21 protein-coding genes are annotated in these 20,000 nt (G+C 30.2%); 8 read left to right on the top strand and 13 right to left on the bottom strand.

Going from position 1 to position 20,000, the window contains the following annotated elements; translation table 11 throughout:
• Positions 1–2: 2 nt before the first annotated feature.
• Together JL193_RS10330 and JL193_RS10335 are read right to left on the bottom strand one after the other, a co-directional pair.
• Positions 3–467: a GNAT family N-acetyltransferase gene (locus tag JL193_RS10330; protein ID WP_207970727.1), complete on the bottom strand. Its 465-nt coding sequence runs from the start codon at positions 465–467 to the stop codon at positions 3–5.
• 1 nt (position 468) lies between these two features.
• Positions 469–1,191 (bottom strand): polyprenol monophosphomannose synthase, encoded by a 723-nt coding sequence (locus JL193_RS10335; protein ID WP_207970728.1) that lies wholly within the window; start codon positions 1,189–1,191, stop codon positions 469–471.
• Between the two features lie 81 nt (positions 1,192–1,272).
• Between JL193_RS10335 and JL193_RS10340 the strand changes: the two genes are divergently transcribed.
• A complete protein-coding gene (locus JL193_RS10340) occupies positions 1,273–1,914 on the top strand; it encodes a DUF4271 domain-containing protein (RefSeq protein ID WP_207970729.1) in 642 nt (213 codons plus the stop codon).
• Positions 1,915–1,931: 17 nt separating this feature from the next.
• Positions 1,932–2,678: a uroporphyrinogen-III synthase gene (locus JL193_RS10345; RefSeq protein ID WP_207970730.1), complete on the top strand. Its 747-nt coding sequence runs from the start codon at positions 1,932–1,934 to the stop codon at positions 2,676–2,678.
• Between the two features lie 258 nt (positions 2,679–2,936).
• On the opposite strand, the gene radA is transcribed toward JL193_RS10345, so the two are convergent.
• The 6 genes from radA to panC form a co-directional block, all read right to left on the bottom strand.
• The gene (gene radA, locus JL193_RS10350; protein WP_207970731.1) at positions 2,937–4,298 is read right to left on the bottom strand and encodes a DNA repair protein RadA; all 1,362 of its coding nucleotides are present in this window, start codon (positions 4,296–4,298) and stop codon (positions 2,937–2,939) included.
• Positions 4,299–4,520: 222 nt separating this feature from the next.
• Entirely contained in the window at positions 4,521–4,814 is a 294-nt protein-coding gene (locus JL193_RS10355; RefSeq protein WP_302849911.1) for a type II toxin-antitoxin system RelE/ParE family toxin, read from the bottom strand.
• Between the two features lie 3 nt (positions 4,815–4,817).
• On the bottom strand, positions 4,818–5,090 hold the full coding sequence (locus JL193_RS10360; protein WP_207970733.1) for a hypothetical protein: 273 nt from the start codon (positions 5,088–5,090) through the stop codon (positions 4,818–4,820).
• Positions 5,091–5,650: 560 nt separating this feature from the next.
• Entirely contained in the window at positions 5,651–6,595 is a 945-nt protein-coding gene (locus JL193_RS10365) for a lysylphosphatidylglycerol synthase transmembrane domain-containing protein (RefSeq protein WP_207970734.1), read from the bottom strand.
• A gap of 2 nt (positions 6,596–6,597) precedes the next feature.
• Positions 6,598–6,948, bottom strand: coding sequence for an aspartate 1-decarboxylase (panD, locus tag JL193_RS10370; RefSeq protein ID WP_207970735.1), 351 nt, complete (start codon positions 6,946–6,948; stop codon positions 6,598–6,600).
• A 27-nt stretch (positions 6,949–6,975) separates the two neighbouring features.
• Entirely contained in the window at positions 6,976–7,824 is an 849-nt protein-coding gene (gene panC, locus JL193_RS10375) for a pantoate--beta-alanine ligase (RefSeq protein ID WP_207970736.1), read from the bottom strand.
• Positions 7,825–7,922: 98 nt separating this feature from the next.
• Between panC and JL193_RS10380 the strand changes: the two genes are divergently transcribed.
• The 3 genes from JL193_RS10380 to glmS are packed head-to-tail and all read left to right on the top strand — an operon-like array spanning position 7,923 to position 12,313.
• Positions 7,923–8,732 (top strand): glycogen/starch synthase, encoded by an 810-nt coding sequence (locus tag JL193_RS10380; protein WP_207970737.1) that lies wholly within the window; start codon positions 7,923–7,925, stop codon positions 8,730–8,732.
• 8 nt (positions 8,733–8,740) lie between these two features.
• On the top strand, positions 8,741–10,420 hold the full coding sequence (locus tag JL193_RS10385) for a DUF4270 family protein (protein ID WP_243456728.1): 1,680 nt from the start codon (positions 8,741–8,743) through the stop codon (positions 10,418–10,420).
• Positions 10,421–10,456: 36 nt separating this feature from the next.
• Positions 10,457–12,313 carry a glutamine--fructose-6-phosphate transaminase (isomerizing) gene (glmS, locus tag JL193_RS10390; RefSeq protein WP_207970738.1) on the top strand — a complete coding sequence of 619 codons (1,857 nt, stop codon included), beginning with the start codon at positions 10,457–10,459 and terminating at the stop codon, positions 12,311–12,313.
• Positions 12,314–12,520: 207 nt separating this feature from the next.
• Here the strand turns inward: glmS and JL193_RS10395 are convergent, their stop codons facing one another.
• The 3 genes from JL193_RS10395 to JL193_RS10405 all read right to left on the bottom strand — a co-directional run bounded on the left by JL193_RS10395 (position 12,521) and on the right by JL193_RS10405 (position 14,583).
• Positions 12,521–13,252 carry an energy transducer TonB gene (locus JL193_RS10395; RefSeq protein ID WP_207970739.1) on the bottom strand — a complete coding sequence of 244 codons (732 nt, stop codon included), beginning with the start codon at positions 13,250–13,252 and terminating at the stop codon, positions 12,521–12,523.
• A gap of 139 nt (positions 13,253–13,391) precedes the next feature.
• A complete protein-coding gene (locus tag JL193_RS10400; protein WP_207973450.1) occupies positions 13,392–13,997 on the bottom strand; it encodes an NAD(P)/FAD-dependent oxidoreductase in 606 nt (201 codons plus the stop codon).
• A gap of 1 nt (position 13,998) precedes the next feature.
• Positions 13,999–14,583, bottom strand: coding sequence for a MarC family protein (locus JL193_RS10405; RefSeq protein ID WP_207970740.1), 585 nt, complete (start codon positions 14,581–14,583; stop codon positions 13,999–14,001).
• A gap of 88 nt (positions 14,584–14,671) precedes the next feature.
• On the opposite strand from JL193_RS10405, the gene JL193_RS10410 reads away from it, so the two are divergent.
• Together JL193_RS10410 and JL193_RS10415 are read left to right on the top strand one after the other, a co-directional pair.
• Positions 14,672–15,241, top strand: coding sequence for a DUF3109 family protein (locus JL193_RS10410; protein WP_207970741.1), 570 nt, complete (start codon positions 14,672–14,674; stop codon positions 15,239–15,241).
• 97 nt (positions 15,242–15,338) lie between these two features.
• Positions 15,339–18,020 carry a CHAT domain-containing protein gene (locus JL193_RS10415; protein WP_207970742.1) on the top strand — a complete coding sequence of 894 codons (2,682 nt, stop codon included), beginning with the start codon at positions 15,339–15,341 and terminating at the stop codon, positions 18,018–18,020.
• Here JL193_RS10415 and JL193_RS10420 read toward each other — a convergent pair.
• Together JL193_RS10420 and JL193_RS10425 are read right to left on the bottom strand one after the other, a co-directional pair.
• Entirely contained in the window at positions 17,994–18,596 is a 603-nt protein-coding gene (locus tag JL193_RS10420) for a tetratricopeptide repeat protein (RefSeq protein WP_207970743.1), read from the bottom strand. The two genes, JL193_RS10415 and JL193_RS10420, sit on opposite strands and share 27 nt — an antisense overlap.
• The gene (locus tag JL193_RS10425; RefSeq protein WP_207970744.1) at positions 18,593–19,135 is read right to left on the bottom strand and encodes an RNA polymerase sigma factor; all 543 of its coding nucleotides are present in this window, start codon (positions 19,133–19,135) and stop codon (positions 18,593–18,595) included. Before JL193_RS10425 ends, JL193_RS10420 begins: the two co-directional genes overlap by 4 nt.
• Before the next feature lie 120 nt (positions 19,136–19,255).
• Here JL193_RS10425 and JL193_RS10430 point away from each other — a divergent pair, with 120 nt between their 5' ends.
• Positions 19,256–19,993: a DUF4412 domain-containing protein gene (locus tag JL193_RS10430; protein WP_207970745.1), complete on the top strand. Its 738-nt coding sequence runs from the start codon at positions 19,256–19,258 to the stop codon at positions 19,991–19,993.
• The last annotated feature ends 7 nt before the right edge of the window (positions 19,994–20,000 follow it).

Raw genomic sequence — 20,000 nt, forward strand, 5'->3', positions numbered from 1 at the left:
TATTAAATATTCATTCTCATGTTAATCATACTCTTATTAAAACCAAAGCGTTCGTAAGATTTTATAGCTGGTGGATTGTTGTGATACACATCTAACCATAATTCTTTTAAGCCTTTACTTTTTGCCCAAGATTTTAAAGACTCTAAAATAAAATTACTAATTCTTTTTCCTCTAAATGCTGGTTTTACATACATAAAACCCACATAACCATGTGTTGGGTTTTTATGATAATTTCTAGAGTTTTCTATTTTTACATAACCAGAACCTACTAATTCTTCATTATAAACAGCAACTACAAAATGTATGTTTTTTGCAGTAATTAATTCTGGAATATTGTAATAATACAATTTACCTTCACCTAAAAAAGGGTCTAAAGGTTTTTCTGCTTCAACAACACCTTGCTCAAATTCTAACAAGGTTTCTAAATCTGCTAATTTTGCAGTTCTAATTGAAATAGAATTATTCATTTTAATCTTTTGGTAATCCGTTTATTCTCATTTTTATTACTCCAAAAAGTGCTTCAGAAACAATATTTCCACTCATTTTAGATTTTCCCAAAGTTCTGTCTGTAAAAACAACAGAAACTTCTTTAATATTAAAACCATGTTTCCATGCTTTAAACTTCATTTCTATTTGAAAAGCGTAACCAATAAATTTAATTTTATCTAAGTTAATGGTTTCTAAAACTTTACGTTTCCAACAAACAAAGCCTGCAGTGGTATCAAAAACAGGAATTCTGGTAATAAAACGCACATATTTTGATGCAAAGTAAGATAATAATACTCTTTTCATTGGCCAGTTTACCACATTTACACCTTGCGAATATCGAGAGCCTATAGAAACATCACCACCATTTTTGTGGCAAGCCTTATACAAACGAACCAAATCTTTTGGGTTGTGAGAAAAATCTGCATCCATTTCTATAATATATTCGTAATTTTTTTGCAATGCCCATTTAAAACCATGAATATAGGCAGTTCCTAGCCCATTTTTACCTTTTCTTTTTTCAATAAAAAGTTGGTTTGGAAATTCGGTAATTAAGTTTTCTACAAGAGTTCCAGTTCCATCAGGAGAATTATCGTCAACCACTAAAATATGAAACGCTTTTTTTTGATTAAAAACAGCTTTAATTATCGCTTCGATGTTTTCTTTTTCGTTGTAAGTAGGAATTATAACTAGCGCGTCTGACATAAATTCAATTTCATGTAGTAAGAAAGCAAATATACATTTTTTAATTACTAATTTTGTGTTAATCTTACCAAAGACATACAAGTGCAAGCATTAGAAAAAAATTTAATAGATTCTTCTTGGGTAACCATAATTTTGGTAGTTCTTTTAGCGCTTATTGCCGTTTTAAAAATAATAGATTCAGAACGTTTAAAAGGCTATGTTTTTGCATTGTTTAATAAAGGGTTTATAGAATCGGAAATAGAAGAAGATACTTCTTTCTTAGATGCTTTTTACAACACATTATTTTTATTTTCTACAACTACCTTGTCTTTAATTGTACATGCATTTTTAAGTGAACGCAGTTTCGGTTTTAAAAATGGTTTTTCGTCCTTTTTTTACATTTTTGTAACTGTTGTTAGCTACTTTTTGGTAAAATGGATTTTAGAAATATTACTTTCTCGACTATTTTTAATAAAAAATACGGTTCGGTTTTATTTTGTTTCTAAATTTAGCTATTTGTATTCCATTAGTTTTTTACTCTTTATTTTATTTGTAATTACTACATATAGCTCGCTAAATTCGTCTATTTTATTTTATGCTACTGCAATTTTATTTCTAATAAGACTTGTTTTTCATATTACAAATAACAAAAAGCTGATTTTTAGTCAGTTGTTTTATTTTATTTTGTACATTTGCGCCTTCGAAATAGCACCGCTATTTATACTGTTTAAATTGATGCTTTAAAACTAAAACCAAAGCGTATGAAAGTGAAAACGATTTTAGTATCGCAACCCGCACCAAAGACAGAAACTTCTCCTTATTTTGATTTGTCTGATAAACAGAAAGTAAAGATAGATTTTAGATCTTTTATTCATGTAGAAGGCATTCCTGTGAAGGAAGTAAGGTCTCAAAAAGTAGATTTTAAAAATTTTACTGCGATTATTTTAACAAGTAGAAATGCCGTAGATTACTTTTTTAAAACCGCCGAAGAAATGCGTTTTAAAGTGCCAGATGATATGAAATATTTCTGTCAGTCTGAAGCTGTTGCTTATTATTTACAAAAATACGTTGTGTATAGAAAACGTAAGATTTATGTTGGTAATAGAACCTTTCCAGAACTAACAAAACTTATAAAAAAACACAAAACAGAAAAATTTTTACTACCTTCTTCAGATAAATTAAAACCTTTAATTCCAGAAGAATTAGATAAATTAGAGGTAAAATGGACACGTTTAAACTTGTACAGAACCGTAATTAGCGATTTATCGGATTTAGAAGATGTTTTTTACGATGTTTTAGTATTTTTTAGCCCATCTGGAATAGAATCTTTATTACATAATTTTCCGAATTTTAAACAAAATAACACAAGAATAGCCGCTTTCGGAAATTCTACAGTAAAAGCAGTTACAGATGCTGGTTTAAAGTGCGATATACAAGCACCAACACCAGAAACACCTTCTATGACTATGGCTTTAGATAAATATATTAAATCTGTAAATAAGAAATAATTTACTTTTTTATCTTATAAAATTTTAGAAACCGAGCAGCAATGCTTGGTTTTTTTTGTTTGGGCGTTACCACAAGGGTCGCGCTTTTCGCACTCGCTTTTTATTCGTTTCTCATAAAAGAGCTCAAACAATTGCTACAATCGCTAACGCGAACGTATGTATAAAGTATTTTTCGTTTCATATAGTTTTTTCAGTATATAAAAATTTGGGGTTATTAAAGAAAAATAATTAGTAAATTCGTAACAAATAGAAGCGATACTAAGCAAACAAAGTCGCAAAAGCCTCCTCGATTTTACCCACCAAAACCAATCGTATTCCGTGGTTTTTAGAAGAAATTTTATTGTATTTAGAAGCCACAAAGGTTTTATAACCTAGTTTTTCTGCCTCTAAAATTCGTTGGTCTATTTTAGAAACCGGTCTTATTTCTCCAGCCAAACCCACTTCTGCTGCAAAACACACATTTGGGTGAATCGCAATGTCTTGGTTAGATGATAAAATGGCAGCAACAACCGCCAAATCTATTGCAGGATCATCTACATTTATGCCTCCAGTAATATTTAAAAACACATCTTTTGCACCCAATTTAAAACCGGCTCTTTTTTCTAAAACCGCCAAAATCATATGCAACCGCTTTAAATTATAACCTGTTGTAGAACGTTGTGGAGTTCCATAAACTGCTGTAGAAACCAATGCCTGGATCTCAATCATTAACGGTCTAATGCCTTCTAAAGTACTTGCGATGGCTGTTCCACTTAAATCGGCATCTTTTTTAGAAATTAAAATTTCAGACGGATTCGAAATTTCTCTTAAACCATTCGAAAGCATTTCGTAAATTCCTAATTCGGCAGTAGAACCAAATCGGTTTTTTTGACTTCGTAAAATTCTGTAGGTGTGATTTCTGTCGCCTTCAAATTGTAAAACCACATCTACCATATGTTCTAAAATTTTAGGGCCAGCAATGTTTCCTTCTTTGTTTATATGACCAATTAACAAAACCGGAGTTGCAGTTTCCTTGGCAAATTTTATCAATTCTGCACTGGTTTCTCTAATTTGAGAAATGCTTCCAGGCGAAGCTTCAATAGTATTGGTGTGTAAAGTTTGTATAGAATCGATTACCAAAACGTCGGGTACTGTTTCTTCTATATTTTTAAAGATTTGCTGGGTATTGGTTTCTGTAAGAATTAAACAATTAGAGTTTTTGGCATCTAAACGTTCTGCTCTCATTTTTATTTGAGATTGACTTTCTTCACCAGAAACATACAAGACTTTTTGGCGAATGTTTAAAGCAACCTGCAGTAACAAAGTCGATTTTCCAATTCCTGGTTCACCACCCAAAAGTGTTACAGAACCTTTTACCAAACCACCACCCAAAACAGTGTCTAATTCGTTGTTATTGGTCACAACGCGTTCTTCTGGATTTAGCTCAATATCAGCAATTTTTAAAGGTTTATTTATAATATTTTTAGCAGTTGTAGCTTGTTTCCAAACTCGTTTTTCTTCTTTTTGAATAATTTCTTCTACAATGGTGTTCCATTCTTTACAGGCAGCACATTGTCCTACCCATTTTGCATGTTGTGTACCACAATTCTGACAGAAAAAAGTTGTTTTGATTTTGGCCATTTATATTTTTTAAGACACAAATTTACGCTAAACTTATCGATATTTATTTGTGATAATTGGTTTCATCGAAAAGAATTCTTTGAGGCTCTGGCTCGAGATTTCCGTTAAAATTGTCATTCCCGTGAAAACAGGAATCTAAATACAGCATTTTGGTTTCAAGAAATTCTTTATTCTATTTGCAAAAATAACTGACAGGGTTGTGTTACTTCATAAAAAAAAGAATCAATCTAAAATTAATTTGTTTGGATTTTGTTTGCTACTAAAAACATCAATAATTAAAACGCGATTTTCTTTCCTTTCATAAATAATTTTATAATCCCATTTAGAAACAAATCTTACAGCTTTATCATTTATTATTAAGTCTTTTGAGTATTCGATTTTATTATTAGATAGAGAATCACCTAATTTTGTTAATTCATTGAAAACCATTAAGGCATTTTGTGGACTTTTTTCAAAAATGTAGTTATAAATTCCTAAAAGAGAATCCATAGATTTTGATGACCAAACAACTTTCAAAATTTAAGAGTTTCTATTGCTTAAAACATATTCTCTAACTTCTGATGTTGTGAAAGTTTTTGCTCCATTATCAATATCTGCCCTAATTTTATTAATATGTTTCACGTAAGTTTCTTTGGTTAAAGCTTTTCCATTAACTGTATAACCAACAATTTTAGAAGAATTTTCTTCTTTTTTTGAATGTAAATTGTAAATAGCTTCTATTTCATTTAGAACATTTTCGTCTGTTTCTAAAATCCATTGAGACAATGCGATTCTTTTTTCTTTTGAGCCCATAAAATTGTTTTTATCAAAGATAATAATTTTTATGCAGATTGTTTTTAAGTTAATTTTTACGACCAATTTTTCTCCACTCAGTTTTCTGCATACAATTTGTCTTATTGAAAGGATTCCATGTAATAATGCTCACTTTTGAGAAAAAGACACTTCTAGCGAGACAAATTAGGGTGTGAATTTTTGTTTTTAAACAATGTCTTTTATTGAAAATTTTCTAAAAGTTGGCAAATGATTGCGTTAGCGATTGAAACGACCTCTTTTTTTACTGTAAATTCGAGTGATTTTACTAATGCAGAAAGAAAAATTGTATCGAGAACAGAAGTAATACCATTTATCATCGTGAGTTCGATATAATATTCATAAATATCTATTTAAAAACCAGTATATTGCCATTTCGAACGAAACGCAGTGTAGTTGAGAAATCTTATATTTAGCCTAAGATTTCTCCACAAGGTCGAAATGACAGTTGTTTTAAAAAAGAAAAAACATAACTATTTGATAAACAGTGTTTTTAGATCGAACTGAAATTCTAAGCGCAACCTTTAGGGAACGCCCAAATACTATTTTACTTTATTGTAAATAGGCAACATTAGAAAAGCCAAACCTCCAAAAACAACAATCATGGCTGTTTGTGCGGTCCACATAATCCAGCCGAAAGCGGTTGCAGGTTCTGTTTCTATTTTAAATAATGCCAAAGCGCCAGCGACAGCAACTGGGTATAAACCTACGCCACCATTTGTTGCAGCAATTGAAAAGCCACCAGCAATAAAAGCAATTAAAATGCCACCAACAGGAACTTTTAAACCTTCAATTGCAGGTACTGTTGCCCAAAACATGGCAACATACATTGCCCAAATAAAAACGGTATGAAAAATAAATGCCCACTTATTTTTCATTTTAAAAATGCTGGTAACACCTTCGATTAAACCAGCAATAAAGGTTTTAATTTTTAATAAAATGCCCGAAGTTGCCTTTTGTACATAGAATCGAAAAATAAAAAAAACAGCAATTAATAGAACGAAACCCATAATTATTTTTGTTGGGTCGAAGTTTTTGGTAAGCAATTCATAAATAAAATCGAATTGAACAAAAAGTGTGATTGCAACGATGGAAAGCATCATTATTAAATCGGCAATTCTTTCTGCAACAATGGTTCCAAAACCTTTTTCGAACGGAATTTCCTCGTAATTTGCCATTACAGTTGCTCTGGAAATTTCTCCTGCTCTTGGCAATGCTAAATTTACCAAATAACCAATTAAAACGGCTAAAACACTGTTGGTAAATTTGGGTTTAAAGCCCAAAGGTTCTAACATAAACTTCCACCTGTAGGCTCTTGAAAGATGACTTAAAATTCCGAAGAATAAGCCAAGAAAAATCCAACCATAATGGGCTTCTTTAAAATATTTCCCTAAAGTTTCTAAAGAAATTTCCGACAAAGAATACCAAACTAAAAAACCTCCCAAAGCGAGAGGTAATATTGTTTTTAAGGTTTTTTTAATGTTCAAAACTAGGTAAGTGTATTGTCTTTTTCGTTTGGAAAAACCAGTTGAGGTTTAAATGTTTTTGCTTGTTCTAAATCCATAAAAGCATACACGATTAAAATTAAAACGTCGCCAACGGCTACCAAACGCGAAGCAGCACCATTTAGGGTAATTTCTCCACTGCCTCTTGGGCCTGGAATTGCGTAAGTTTCAAGACGATTTCCGTTATTGTTATTTACAATTTGTACACGTTCGCCTTCGATAATTCCTGCAGCATCCATTAAATCTTCATCTATGGTAATGCTTCCTATATAATTTAAATCGGCACCTGTAACTTTTACTCGGTGGATTTTAGATTTTACTACTTGTACTAACATTGGGCAAAAATAGGTATTTTTTAGTTATTAATTTTTTAAACGAATGTTATCAATCAATCTTATTTTTCCTGCGAATACTGCAATAAAAGCACGGTATTTTTTATTAGATTCTTTTATTTGTGCGGTTTCTAATGTTTTTTCTTCGGCAATTGTAAAATATTCTAATTCTAATAGGGGTTGTTTTTTAAATTGATTTTCTACCCATTCGTTAATTTCAGAAACACTTTTCGTGCCAAATTTCTTTCGAACTTTTTTTAGTGTTTTAAAAATAAAAGGGGCAATTTCTCTTTGCTCTTTTGATAATCGAACATTTCTAGAACTCATTGCCAAACCATCTTTTTCTCTAAAAATTGGGCAGCCTTTAATTTTAATGGCAAGGTTCTTTTTTTTTACCATTTTTTTAATGATTTGCAATTGCTGAAAATCTTTTTGTCCGAAATAAGCTTTGTTGGGTTCAATAATTTCAAACAACGCGTTTACAATGGTTCCTACACCATCGAAATGGCCTTCTCTAAATTTTCCTTCCATTTGGTGTTCTAAACCATCGAAAATAAACTTTTTAGAGACAATTTTATCGGCATAAATCTCTTCAACAGAAGGCGAAAATAACACATCACAAGAAACAGATTCTAATAATTTAATGTCGTTTTTTAAAGTTTTTGGGTATTTTTTAAGATCTTCTACATTATCAAATTGGGTAGGATTTACAAAAATGCTTACTACAACAACATCGTTTTTTTCTTTTGCTTTCTTAATTAAAGACAAATGCCCCTTATGTAAAGCCCCCATTGTTGGTACAAAACCAATGGATTTGTTTTTGTTTTTATATTCTAAAAGACAGTGTTTTAACGCTTTCTTGTCGTTGAATTTTTTCATTTTAAAAATCTTGATAATCTCTGCAAAATTAGCATTTTAACACGATATTTGCATATTAATTTGTACTTTTGCGCATCTTACAAAAAGAGTTTGATTTAATGAAGGACAAGAGAATTTTATTTGTTTCCTCGGAAGTAGTACCCTACTTGCCAGAAACAGAATTATCGTCAACCGCTTTTAATGCTGCTAAAAACGCACATTCTAAAGGAGTACAAACTAGAATTTTTATGCCAAGGTTTGGTGTTATTAACGAACGTAGGCATCAACTGCACGAAGTAATTCGTCTTTCTGGAATGAATTTGGTTGTAAACGATATGGACATGCCACTAATTATTAAAGTAGCTTCCATACCCAAAGAAAGAATGCAAGTTTATTTTATCGATAACGAAGAATATTTTAAAAGAAAAGCCGTTTTTACAGATGAAGACGACCAACTTTTTCCAGATAACGACGAAAGAGCCATCTTTTTTGCAAAAGGAGTTATAGAAACTGTAAAAAAATTAAATTGGGCTCCAGATATTATTCACGTTCATGGATGGTTAGCCTCTTTATTACCTTTGTATTTAAAGGAATATTATAATGAAGAACCATTATTTACAGAAAGTAAAATAGTAACTTCTATTTACAACGATACTTTCGAGAATACTTTAAATGAAGAATTGGCAGATAAAATAAAGTTCGATTTAAAAGATGCTTCAAAAACAGCAACGATTAAAACGCCTAACCATACCAATATATTAAAAAGTGCCATTGAAAACTCTGACGCAGTTATTCATGGTAGTGAAACGATTTCCGAAGATTTATCTTCTTTTATTAATGGAACAGACATTCCTGTATTAGAATTTCAATCGGAAAATTTTAAAGAAAGTTATTTAAATTTTTATGCTGATTTAATTTCAGCAAACTAAATTGTTATATGATTAAAAATAGTATTAGAAAAACAGCACAGGTAGGTGCGTTGTTTTTGGTATTCGCAGGTGTAATTTCTTGTGAAAATAATTTTACAGATATTGAAACAGGAGTTATAAGCAATACCAAATTTTCTACAGGACAAATTGAACTCGACTTAAAAATAAGCACCATAAATATAGAAAGTATTGTTGCAGACAATATAGGACTACCTATTTTGCAGAACAATGCTAGACTTAATGTAGATTATTGGTTAGGAGTTTATAAAAACAAACATGCAAAAACAATAAAAGCTGGTTTTGTTTCTCAATTAAGGTTGCCTTCTGGTTTAAAAACAAGTGAGGTTATTAAAGATGGAGACACCATTTATAATTTAGATAAAGTGGTGTTAAAACTACCTTATACAGCAACTTCTTTAGGTGCAAATTCTAGTGGAGTAGTTACTTATCGATTAGATTCTATTTTAGGAAACTCTTTAGCGGAAACAACTATTGAAGTATATCGAAATCCAACATTTTTAAATACTTTAAACCCTGCAAATCCTGCAAAACGGAATTCTTATGCATCTAATTTCGATTACAAAGAAACAGAGTTGTTATCTGAAGCTAAAGGTTTTTCTTATATACCTATGGCAAATAAAGATACTATTTTTAAATTTGATAGAATCGATAGAAGTATAGATGTAAATAGCACAGATTTTGTAAAAGATACTCTTAAAGTATTAAATAATACAAATGTTCCTGTTCCCTTTTTAGCAATTCCTTTAGATTTAGATAAAATGAAAACATCTTTTTGGGATAAATTTAACGATCCTGAATTTTCTTCTTCTCAAGAATTTCAAAATTATTTTAGAGGTATTATTTTAAAAGCAAAAGGAGAAGACGGAACGTTAGTGCCCTTTAATTTGTCTCCAACATCACAAGCTTCTGTAGATTTTTTATATTCAAAAACAATTATAAAAGATAATAAAGTAGATAATGTTGTTAAAGAAAGTTACTCTTTTTCTTTCCTTGGCATTCAAAACAGTATCTACGAAGTGGACAATGTGGTTCCAACACCCGCAAATAGTTTTATAGTACAAGGTACTGCAGGAATTAAAGCAAAAATTGAAATTTTAGGTGTTAATTTATTAACATTAAAAGAAGACGATCCGTTTCTTGTCTATGCAGATAAAGATGTAGATAATAATAATTACCTCGATTTAAAAGAACTGGCATCTATTAAAGATGTTGCAAATAACGAATTAGGTTTTTTAATAAACGATGCAGATATAACTTTTATGGTAAATAATACATTAAGTTCAGATGCAGATATTTTACCTCAAAGACTTTATTTGTATAAGAGTGAAGATAAAGGAAATAATGTTGTAAGATCTACACACATATCAGATTCTTATAGAGAAACTGCGAGTTTTAGTGGTGTTTTATCTAAAACAGATGATGATGTTCCCGAAAAATACACCTTTAAAATAACAGATTACGTATCAGATTTATTAGATGGTTCATCTACTGAGTTTACTCCACTGGTTTTAAAAGTTTTTAATACTACAGACAATCCTTTAATTACTGGATTTTTAAATGAAAATGTACTCGAATACAATTGGAATCCGAGATCTGTTGTTTTATTTGACGAAAATTCAGATAAAAAAGCAAAATTAAAAATTTCATATACCAAGAAAAAAGAGTAACTTTCCTCCTGCTAATAACTTACTTAATAAAAAAATATGTGTGGAATCACAGGTTACATAGGCTTTAGAGACGCCTATCCAATCGTTATTAACGGTTTAAAAAGACTAGAGTATAGAGGGTATGATAGTGCAGGAATAATGATGTACGATGGAGATAAAATCCATCTATCTAAAACAAAAGGTAAAGTTTCTGACTTAGAACTTATCACAGAAAAAGAACAAGAAAGAAAAAAGGGAAACATTGGAATGGGCCATACACGTTGGGCAACACATGGTGTACCAAATGATGTAAATTCGCACCCTCATTTCTCTCAAACTGGAGATTTGGTAATTGTTCATAACGGAATTATCGAAAATTACGATACTTTACGAAAAGAATTAATTACAAGAGGTTACACTTTTAAAAGTGATACAGATACAGAAGTTCTTGTAAATTTAATTGAAGAAGTAAAAAAACAAGAAGGCTGTAAATTAGGCAAAGCCGTTCAATTAGCTTTAAACAACGTAATTGGAGCTTATGCAATTGCTGTTTTCGATAAAACCAAACCCAACGAAATTATTGTTGCACGTTTAGGAAGCCCTATTGCTATTGGAGTTGGTAAAGATAATTCAGAGTTTTTTGTAGCCTCAGATGCCTCCCCATTTATAGAATATACCAAAGATGCCATTTATTTAGAAGATGAAGAAATGGCGATTATCAAATTAGATAAAGGAATTAAAGTTCGTAAAATTAATGACGATTCTTTAGTGGACGCAAACATTCAAGAATTGCAATTAAGTTTAGAGCAGATAGAAAAAGGTGGTTACGACCATTTTATGTTAAAAGAAATTCACGAGCAACCAAAAGCAATTACAGATACCTATCGTGGAAGACTGTTGGCAAACGAAGGCATTATAAGAATGGCAGGTATAGACGACCATATGAACAAATTCTTAAATGCAGAAAGAATTATAATTGTAGCCTGTGGTACTTCTTGGCACGCAGGTTTGGTGGGCGAATATTTAATTGAAGAATTTGCAAGAATTCCTGTTGAGGTCGAATATGCCTCTGAATTTAGATATAGAAACCCTATTGTAACCTCTAAAGATATTGTAATTGCCATTTCTCAATCTGGAGAAACTGCAGATACTTTAGCCGCTATAAAACTAGCAAAATCGAAAGGTGCGTTTGTTTTTGGTGTATGTAATGTTGTTGGTTCTTCTATTGCAAGAGAAACAGATGCAGGCGCATACACACACGCAGGCCCAGAAATTGGAGTGGCATCTACCAAAGCTTTTACAACACAAATTACAGTTTTAACATTATTAGCTTTAAAATTGGCTTCAAAAAAAGGACAACTTTCTAAACCAGAACTTAGAAGTTACCTTCAACAAATGCAGTTAATACCTAATAAAGTAGAAGAATTATTAAAAATAGATACTAAAGTTAAAAAAATTGCGGCAGTTTATAAAGATGCTCCAAATTGTTTATATTTAGGTAGAGGTTTTAATTTTCCAGTAGCTTTAGAAGGAGCGTTAAAGTTAAAAGAAATCTCTTATATTCATGCAGAAGGTTATCCTGCCGCAGAAATGAAACACGGTCCAATTGCATTAATAGACGAAAATATGCCAATTTTTGTAATTGCCACAAACAAAGGGCATTACGAAAAAGTAGTGAGTAACATTCAAGAAATTAAATCGAGAGCAGGAAAAATTATTGCAATTGTTACAGAAGGAGACACACAAGTAAAGGAAATTGCAGACCATGTAATTGAAATTCCAGAAACAGAAGAAGCATTTACACCTCTTTTAACCACAATTCCTCTACAACTACTTTCTTACCACATTGCAGTAATGTTAGGTAAAAATGTAGATCAGCCAAGAAACTTAGCAAAATCGGTTACTGTAGAGTAATTTTTTGTAACTACGATACACTTAAAGAATCGGTCTCGAAAGTAAATTTAACTGTTCATTTTTAGCATTACTAAAATCAAAATATATTTTAATTGAAAGTAGCTAACGAAGTTATCGAAAAATCTAAAGTATTGAAATTCAATAAATAAGATTTCTCCATTACCGTCGAAATAACAAATTTTAATACTTTCGAGACCGCTTCTTTTTTTACTGTCTTACCTCAAAAGTTATTGGAATACTATAACTAACACCTACAGCTCTTCCTCTTTGTTTGCCTGGAGTCATTTTGGGCAAAGAGCTAATAATAGAAACAACTTCTGTTTCTAATACTTTGTGAGGTGCTCTTGCCTTTACATCAGAAACTTTACCATTTTGATCTACTCTAAAAACAACAAATATTTTCTTTTTACCTTCGCTTAAACCAAGTTCTGTAGCTAAATTTACATTAAATTTAGACCCAAAATATTCAGTTATTTTTTTTGTGAAACAATCTTTAAGTTCTTTGTTATTTCCTTTGCATCCTGGGTAAATAGGCACTTTTTCAATTAAAATAAAAGGAATATCTTCTACAATTTCTTCGGCTTCTTCTACTTCTACAATATCTCTTACTTCAACAGTAACAGCGTCGCTTTCGTCTGTTTCTGTAGATTCCATTATAGACTCTTCAATTTTTAAATCGTCTTGTACAATATTTATTTTCTCTATCACAGTAGGAATATTTTTTGGAGGCGCAGTTATAACTTTAATTTGAACGATAGGAATATCTTCCTTTATTTCGTCAGTCATATGAATTGTAGCTAAACTTTTAACATTGTTATTGTCGAACGATTTATGTTCCATTAAACTATAAACAATAAAAAGTGTAAGTACCAATCCTAATTCGAAAAATATTTTGCTAAATTTTTCTAATTGTGCCCTTGGGTATTTTTTAATTTGCATAACATTTAGTTTACGTTAAAAAAAATAATAGGCTATGTAAAATAGTCGTCAATTATATAATGATAGTAAAAACGTACTATCAAGGTAAATAAGTCACTATAAATTTACGATGTTAAAAGGTGTTAAAATATGATTTAAATCATATTTTGTCGTGCACTTTTGTGTGGTTATTATGGTTCCAAAGTGTTAGAATATCTGTAGCAACAGAAGCGCCACTTCCAGCAGCAATTGCAAACTGGCTGCGCCAACCAGCAATGGTGCCACAACAATACAATCCGTTTTTTATAAAATGGTTATTGTTTTTTAGCTGAATTCTATCTTTTTCTGGATTCGATTTTTTATGAGGAATTAAAAATGCCTCCAAACCCTTTATAGTAAAAGGTTTCGAGTAATTTAAAGCAACAACAACAATTTTAGAATGGTAAATTTTTTTATTTGTTGTAATTTTAAAACCATCGTTAATTTCTTCAACAGCCCCTACCTTTTCGTTTTCAATTTGAGAAATATGAGAATATAGTGTAGATAGTTGAGCTTTGCCTTCAATTAAAACATCGCTTCCTAGTTTGCTAGGCGTTAGCCCTAAAACATTGTTAAACAAAGCATTTTGTAAGTGAGAGGCTTTTTGATGCATTACAATACCAATATTTTTGTCGGCAGCAAAAGCTTTATTTTTGGCAGAACCTAAAACGAGCGCACACTGCATTCCAGAAACACCACCTCCAATAATTAAAGCATCAAAATTCATACTAGGCAAATAACATTTTTATATTAGCAGCGAACAATTTTACAGCAATGGCTAGTAAAACAACACCAAATACTTTTCTAATAATTTGTATTCCTGTTGGGCCAATTAAACGCTCTATTTTCGAAGATGTTTTTAGTACAATATAAATTACAATTACGTTTAAAAGTACGGCTATAATTATATTTTCAATAGAAAATTCTGCACGTAAAGAAAGCAGTGTTGTTAAACTTCCTGGACCTGCAATTAAAGGAAAAGCCAAAGGAAAAACAGTGGCCGTAATTGTTCCAGAATTTCCATCTTCTTTATAAAGTGTAATTCCTAAAATCATTTCTAGCGCAATAAAAAACAAAATAAAAGAACCAGCAACAGCAAAAGAATTTACATCAATACCAATTAAACTTAATAAACTTTGTCCTAAAAACAAAAAGAAAACCATAATTACACCAGCAATTAAAGATGCTTTTTCAGACTGAATATGCCCTGCTTTTTTACGTAAATCGATAATAATTGGAATGTTACCTATAATGTCGATTACCGCAAACAATACCATAAATGCAGTTAATATTTCTTTTGGATTAAAATTCATCTCTTTTTTTTAAAATTTTTTGCAAAATTAGTTAACTAACTCTAGTAAAGTGTAAAATTAAAGAAAAAAAAACACCTATTTTTGTAGCATGTTTCAGTTAGGAAAAACAATTGTATCAGAAGATATTATCGAAAAAGACTTTGTATGCAATTTATCTGCATGCAAAGGGGCTTGCTGTATAGATGGCGAAGCTGGTGCACCTTTAGACGAAGAGGAAACCAAAATTTTAGAAGAAATTTATCCGAAAGTAAAACCTTTTTTGCGCAAAGAAGGTATTGCAGTTCTCGAAAAAGAAGGCACTTGGGTAACCAGTGAATGGGACGAATTAGAAACGCCACTAATTAATGGAAAAGATTGTGCGTATGTTATTTTCGATGAAAGAAAAACGGCACTTTGTGGCATCGAAGAAGCTTACAATTCTGGAGAAATCGACTGGAAAAAGCCAGTTTCTTGCCATTTATACCCAATTAGAGTAAAAGATTATAGCGAATTTGCGGCTGTAAATTACCACAAGTGGGAAATTTGTGATGACGCATGCTCTTTAGGAAAAGAATTGCAAGTGCCTGTTTACAAGTTTGTAAAACAAGCTTTGGTTCGTAAATTTGGACAAAATTGGTACGACGAATTAGAAAAAGTTGCAGAAAAGCATTTGGAGTAATTTTTTAAGTAAAAATAAAAAAACGCTTAAACTTATAGATAAAAGAGTTCTAAAAAATAATTTTATTACTTTTAAAGAGATATTATAAAATACTCTTTTGATAAAAAAACGAATACTTTTACTGCTTTTTTGCCCTTTTTACCTCTTTGGTTTTCAGCAAAAAATACATCAAAAACAATTAGATTCTTTAGAAAATCTTTACAATAAAGGGCTTTATAATAAAGTTTTAAGCGCATTAAAAAAAACTAATTTTAATGATGTAAAAGAGGTTAAAGACAGCTTACTACATGCCAAAATCTCTTATTTAAAAGCCAATTCTTTATACGGAATTGCAAAATACAAAGCTTCTATTTTATCTTATAATAAGGTTGTTAATTACACACCAAATACCAATGCAGGAAATAACTTAAAAGGAATGGCTCTTTTTGATAGGGCTTTTTCGGAATATAATCTTCAAGAATATATCACTTCTTACAATTCTGTGAAATCTGCAGAAAGTATTTTAAGTAAAGTTAAAAACCCCAATTACGATTATTTAATTTCTATTTATGCAGATATTAGTGGTTCTGCTACAGATTATGGCTATTATGATGAAGCCGAATATTATTTACAAAAAGGTTTAGCTTTATACAAAACCCATAAAAGCAAAATTAAAACAGATAAAAATCAAGCTTCAAAAGATATTTTATTGTTGTATAAATCTGTGGTTTTGTATGCTACTCAAGGCAAAGAAAAGCCGTTAATTTACAACTTAACTCAATTAAAAAAACAAAGAAGCTATCGTAAATTTAATGCCACAGAAAATTTAATGTATGCAGTTTCTTTAAATCTTGTGGGCGATTTTTATTTGAATCACAGAGAAAAATTCAATCTCGAAAAAGCGTTATCGAAAGCAGAAAAATATATCAATGAAGCACTATCTTTTCTCGATAAAAAGGCATACCCAGATAATGAAATTCAATTTAAATTCAATTTAGCCAAAAAATTTAGATACAGTAAAGATTTTAAAAAAGCGTTACACAAAAATGAAGAAATTATTGCTTTAGCAACAAAAGAAGATGCCAGAATTCCGTTTTTCTTGGCACAAAGAGGCATTCTTTATTTAGAACAAAAAGATGTAGATCAAGCTGCAGTTGTTTTTCATAAAATGATTTCTGCGATTCATTCTGAGAAAGAAAACTTACACAAAGATTATTTAAATTTTAAACCTAGTTTAGACCTAAATCATACAGGCTTATTTGTAGAAATTGCAGATATGATTTTGGAGGCTTTTCCTAAAAACAATAAAGCACAAAATTTGGCTTCTAAGATGTATGTAATGGGGTTAACTCAGTTTAAAAATGTGTATTTTAAAGAAGAGTTTAGTAAAAAACTAAAAGACTATTATAACCTAATTTTTAGAGGCATTCTTAAAACAAAATTAAAGGGGAAACCTACTTTAGAAGCGGCTCAAATTATTTCTGAAATTGAAAATATAGAGAACAAATTAGATTGGAAAAACTTTCTTCAAAACAGAACATTAAGCAAATCTTTTTTACCAGATTCAATGTTTACCCGAGAGCAAAAAATTAGAGAACAAATAGTAGATGCTAGAATAAAAAACGACTCGCTTTTAATTATTGAGTTGAATAAACAAATATCTGAACACAGAAATTATTTAGAAAAGTTGTATCCTAAAATTTCAAATTCATTGTTTACTGAGTTTTCGATAGCTGATTTTCAATCGAAACTAACTAAGCATGATGTGGTGTTAAGGTATAAATTTTTTAAAGACGATTTGTTTGTTTTTAAAATAACCCAATCAGAAATTTTAACTTCTCAAATTAATTTTCAAGAAAAAGAAATTATACATCAATACATCAACATTTTAAAAAGAGGTAAAGAAAACAAAGAAATGGCACATTTGCTATTTAAAAAACTCATTCCTTTTCAAATTAATACAACAGAAAACCTGTTTATCATTCCCGACCAAAATTTACATCATTTGCCTTTTGAAACCTTAATTGATGATAATGAAAACTACTTAGTTTACGATTATAATATTTCTTATGCATCGTATTTGGTTTTTATCAATCAAAGAAAAGTTACTTCAGAAAGTCGTCAATTAAAAGCATTTTTACCCAATTATGCATCAGATTTACAAGGAGCAAATGCAGAAACCAAAAGCATTGCACAATTTTTTCCGAGTAAAATTTACGACAAAGAATTGGCAACCAAAGAGAACTTCATAAAAAACTCTAAAAACGCATTAATTTTACATTTAGCAATGCATGCCGAAATTGATGATAAAAAACCAGAACTTAGCCATTTTTTATTTTCTGATAATGAAGAAGATAAGCTATATTTAGAAGAATTATATGGACTGAAATTAAATTCAGATTTAGCAGTTTTAAGTGCTTGTAATACAGGTAGTGGTTCTGTAAATAATAACTTAGCTTTGGTGTCTTTACAAAGAGCGTTTAATTTTTCTGGAGTACCATCTACAGTGTCTAGTTTGTGGGAAATTCCTGATGAGGCTACCAAAGAAATTATGATTTATTTCTATGAGAATTTATCAAAAAAAATGCCTAAAAATAAAGCGTTGAGGTTAGCAAAACAGCGATATTTAGAAAGCAAAACAGATAGCAATGTAAAGGTTCCTTATTATTGGGCAGGTTTAATTGTTTCTGGAGATGTAAATCCAATTTCCATTTCAGAAAATTATAATTTTTATTGGATATTTGCTTTTGTTTTAGCTTGTTTAGGTTTTGTTTTATTCCAGTTTTTTAAGAAGAGTTAAAGTTTCTAATTTTTTAAAATTATTGACTTCTTTAGAAAGTATTTTTAAGGTTTCTACAGCTTTTTGGGTTTTGTTTTCTTTTAAATAAGCCAAAGATAAATACCACAAATACTTATCTTCCCAAACATTAGAATGCTCTAAATTTTCTTCTAAAATTAAAATGGCTTTTTGTGTGTTTTCTAATTTTAAATGCGCTACAGCCATATATAAATTTAGGGCTGTTTTATTTTCTGGGGTTATCGACTTTTCTAAGCCTTTTAAGGCTTCAACATATTGTTTGTTTTCATAATTTTTAAATGCAATTTTTAAGGTCGATTTATTTTTGTCGGATCTCGAAATCGGGGCGATTACATTGGTATAAGGCTCAAAATAGGTTGCAAATAATTTTTCATTATTTATTTCTGATGGTAAAAGCAGCCATGCAAAAATCGAAGCAACCAGCATAATGGATGCAGCAATCAACCATTTTTTTAAAGAAAACGAATTCCTTTTTTTTTCTATTTGCTGAAGCTTTATTTTGCCTTTTTCATACTCTTTATGAGCGACAACTATTTTTAGATCATCGTCTGTAATCATATCATTTTATCCTTCAAACTTTTTAAACATCTCGATTTTTGACTTTTTACAACATTTTTATGATTATAACCCAAATGCGCTGTAATTTCTTCTAAATTAAATCCTCTAAAATAAAATAAGGTTAAAATTTGCTGGCATTTTTTACCCAATAAACCAAAACTCTTTTTTAGTAACTGTTGTTCATCAGTAAGCTCTTGTAAAAATAAAACTTCGTGTTCTTTAGCTGTTTTTAAATCACTTTCTTTAAAAGAATTTACAATTTGTAGTGTATTTTCTTTCTTAATTTTATTGTAAATCACATACTTTCCAATACTAAAAAGATACGTTTTTATACTGCTATTTAACCGAACCAATTTACCGGTTTTAATATTTTCTATAAAAGCCAAAATTGCATCTTGATAAATATCTAAAATATCTTCTTCACTAAGAGTAAACTTTTTAGCATAATTAAAAAAAGGCTTTTTATAGTCTAAATATACTTTTTCTAAGACCATATTATTACCTTTTTTTAATTCCTCTAAAATTAGATGCTCTTTCATATTTAATATCAGAAAAGTAAAAGTGTAAACATATTTCGTAAAAATAAAAAAAAAGTGCTGGTTAATGTTTACTTTTTTTAAAATGAGCTATTAAAAAGAGTAACCATAAGACATTTAAAGATGAAAAAAACAAAATTAGTAGCGGTTTTTATGTTGTTTTTTCTGATAACAAGCTCATTTAAAGCACAAATTTGGAAAAAAATTAAAGACAAAGCAGTACAGAAAGTAGAAAACAAAATTGATGTGGAAGTTGATAAAACGCTCGACAAAACTCTAGAGGGGAAACAAAAATCGAAATTAAAAAAATACGTTTTTAACGGTCAAGTAACCATTACAATGGAAACCGAAAGTAACGACAAAGCAAGTTTTAACCTATTTTTTGGGGCTAATAAAGAAATCGTTTGCATGCAAATGAGTACTGGAGAAACTAACCATATTTACAACATAATTACCCCTAAAAAGATAGAAACATTTATCAATGCTTCTGGGATGAAAATTAGAAAAACTACAAGTGCAGCAGAGTTTTCTGGATATAATAATTTAAATAAAATTCCGTCTAAAGAAGATTTAGTAAAAACAGGAAAAACCAAAAGTATTTTAGGATATACTTGTAACGAATACGAGTATAAAAACGATGGTGGCATTGTAAAAGCTTGGGTCACTCAAGGCAATTTTCCAATAAAAGCTTCATACGCTCCCGTTTTAGGAATGGTTACAAACGGCCCTTTAGAAGGTTTTGTTTTAGAGCTAAATTTTAGTGCTTCAAATGGAGAAAAATCGAAAATTTATGCAACCAAAATAGATCAAAATAAAAATTTAACGATTAATCTAGCAGAATACAAATCTCTTGGGTTTTAAAAAAAAC

It is taken from the genome of Polaribacter batillariae (genome assembly GCF_017498485.1).
Classification (GTDB): Bacteria; Bacteroidota; Bacteroidia; order Flavobacteriales; family Flavobacteriaceae; genus Polaribacter; species Polaribacter batillariae.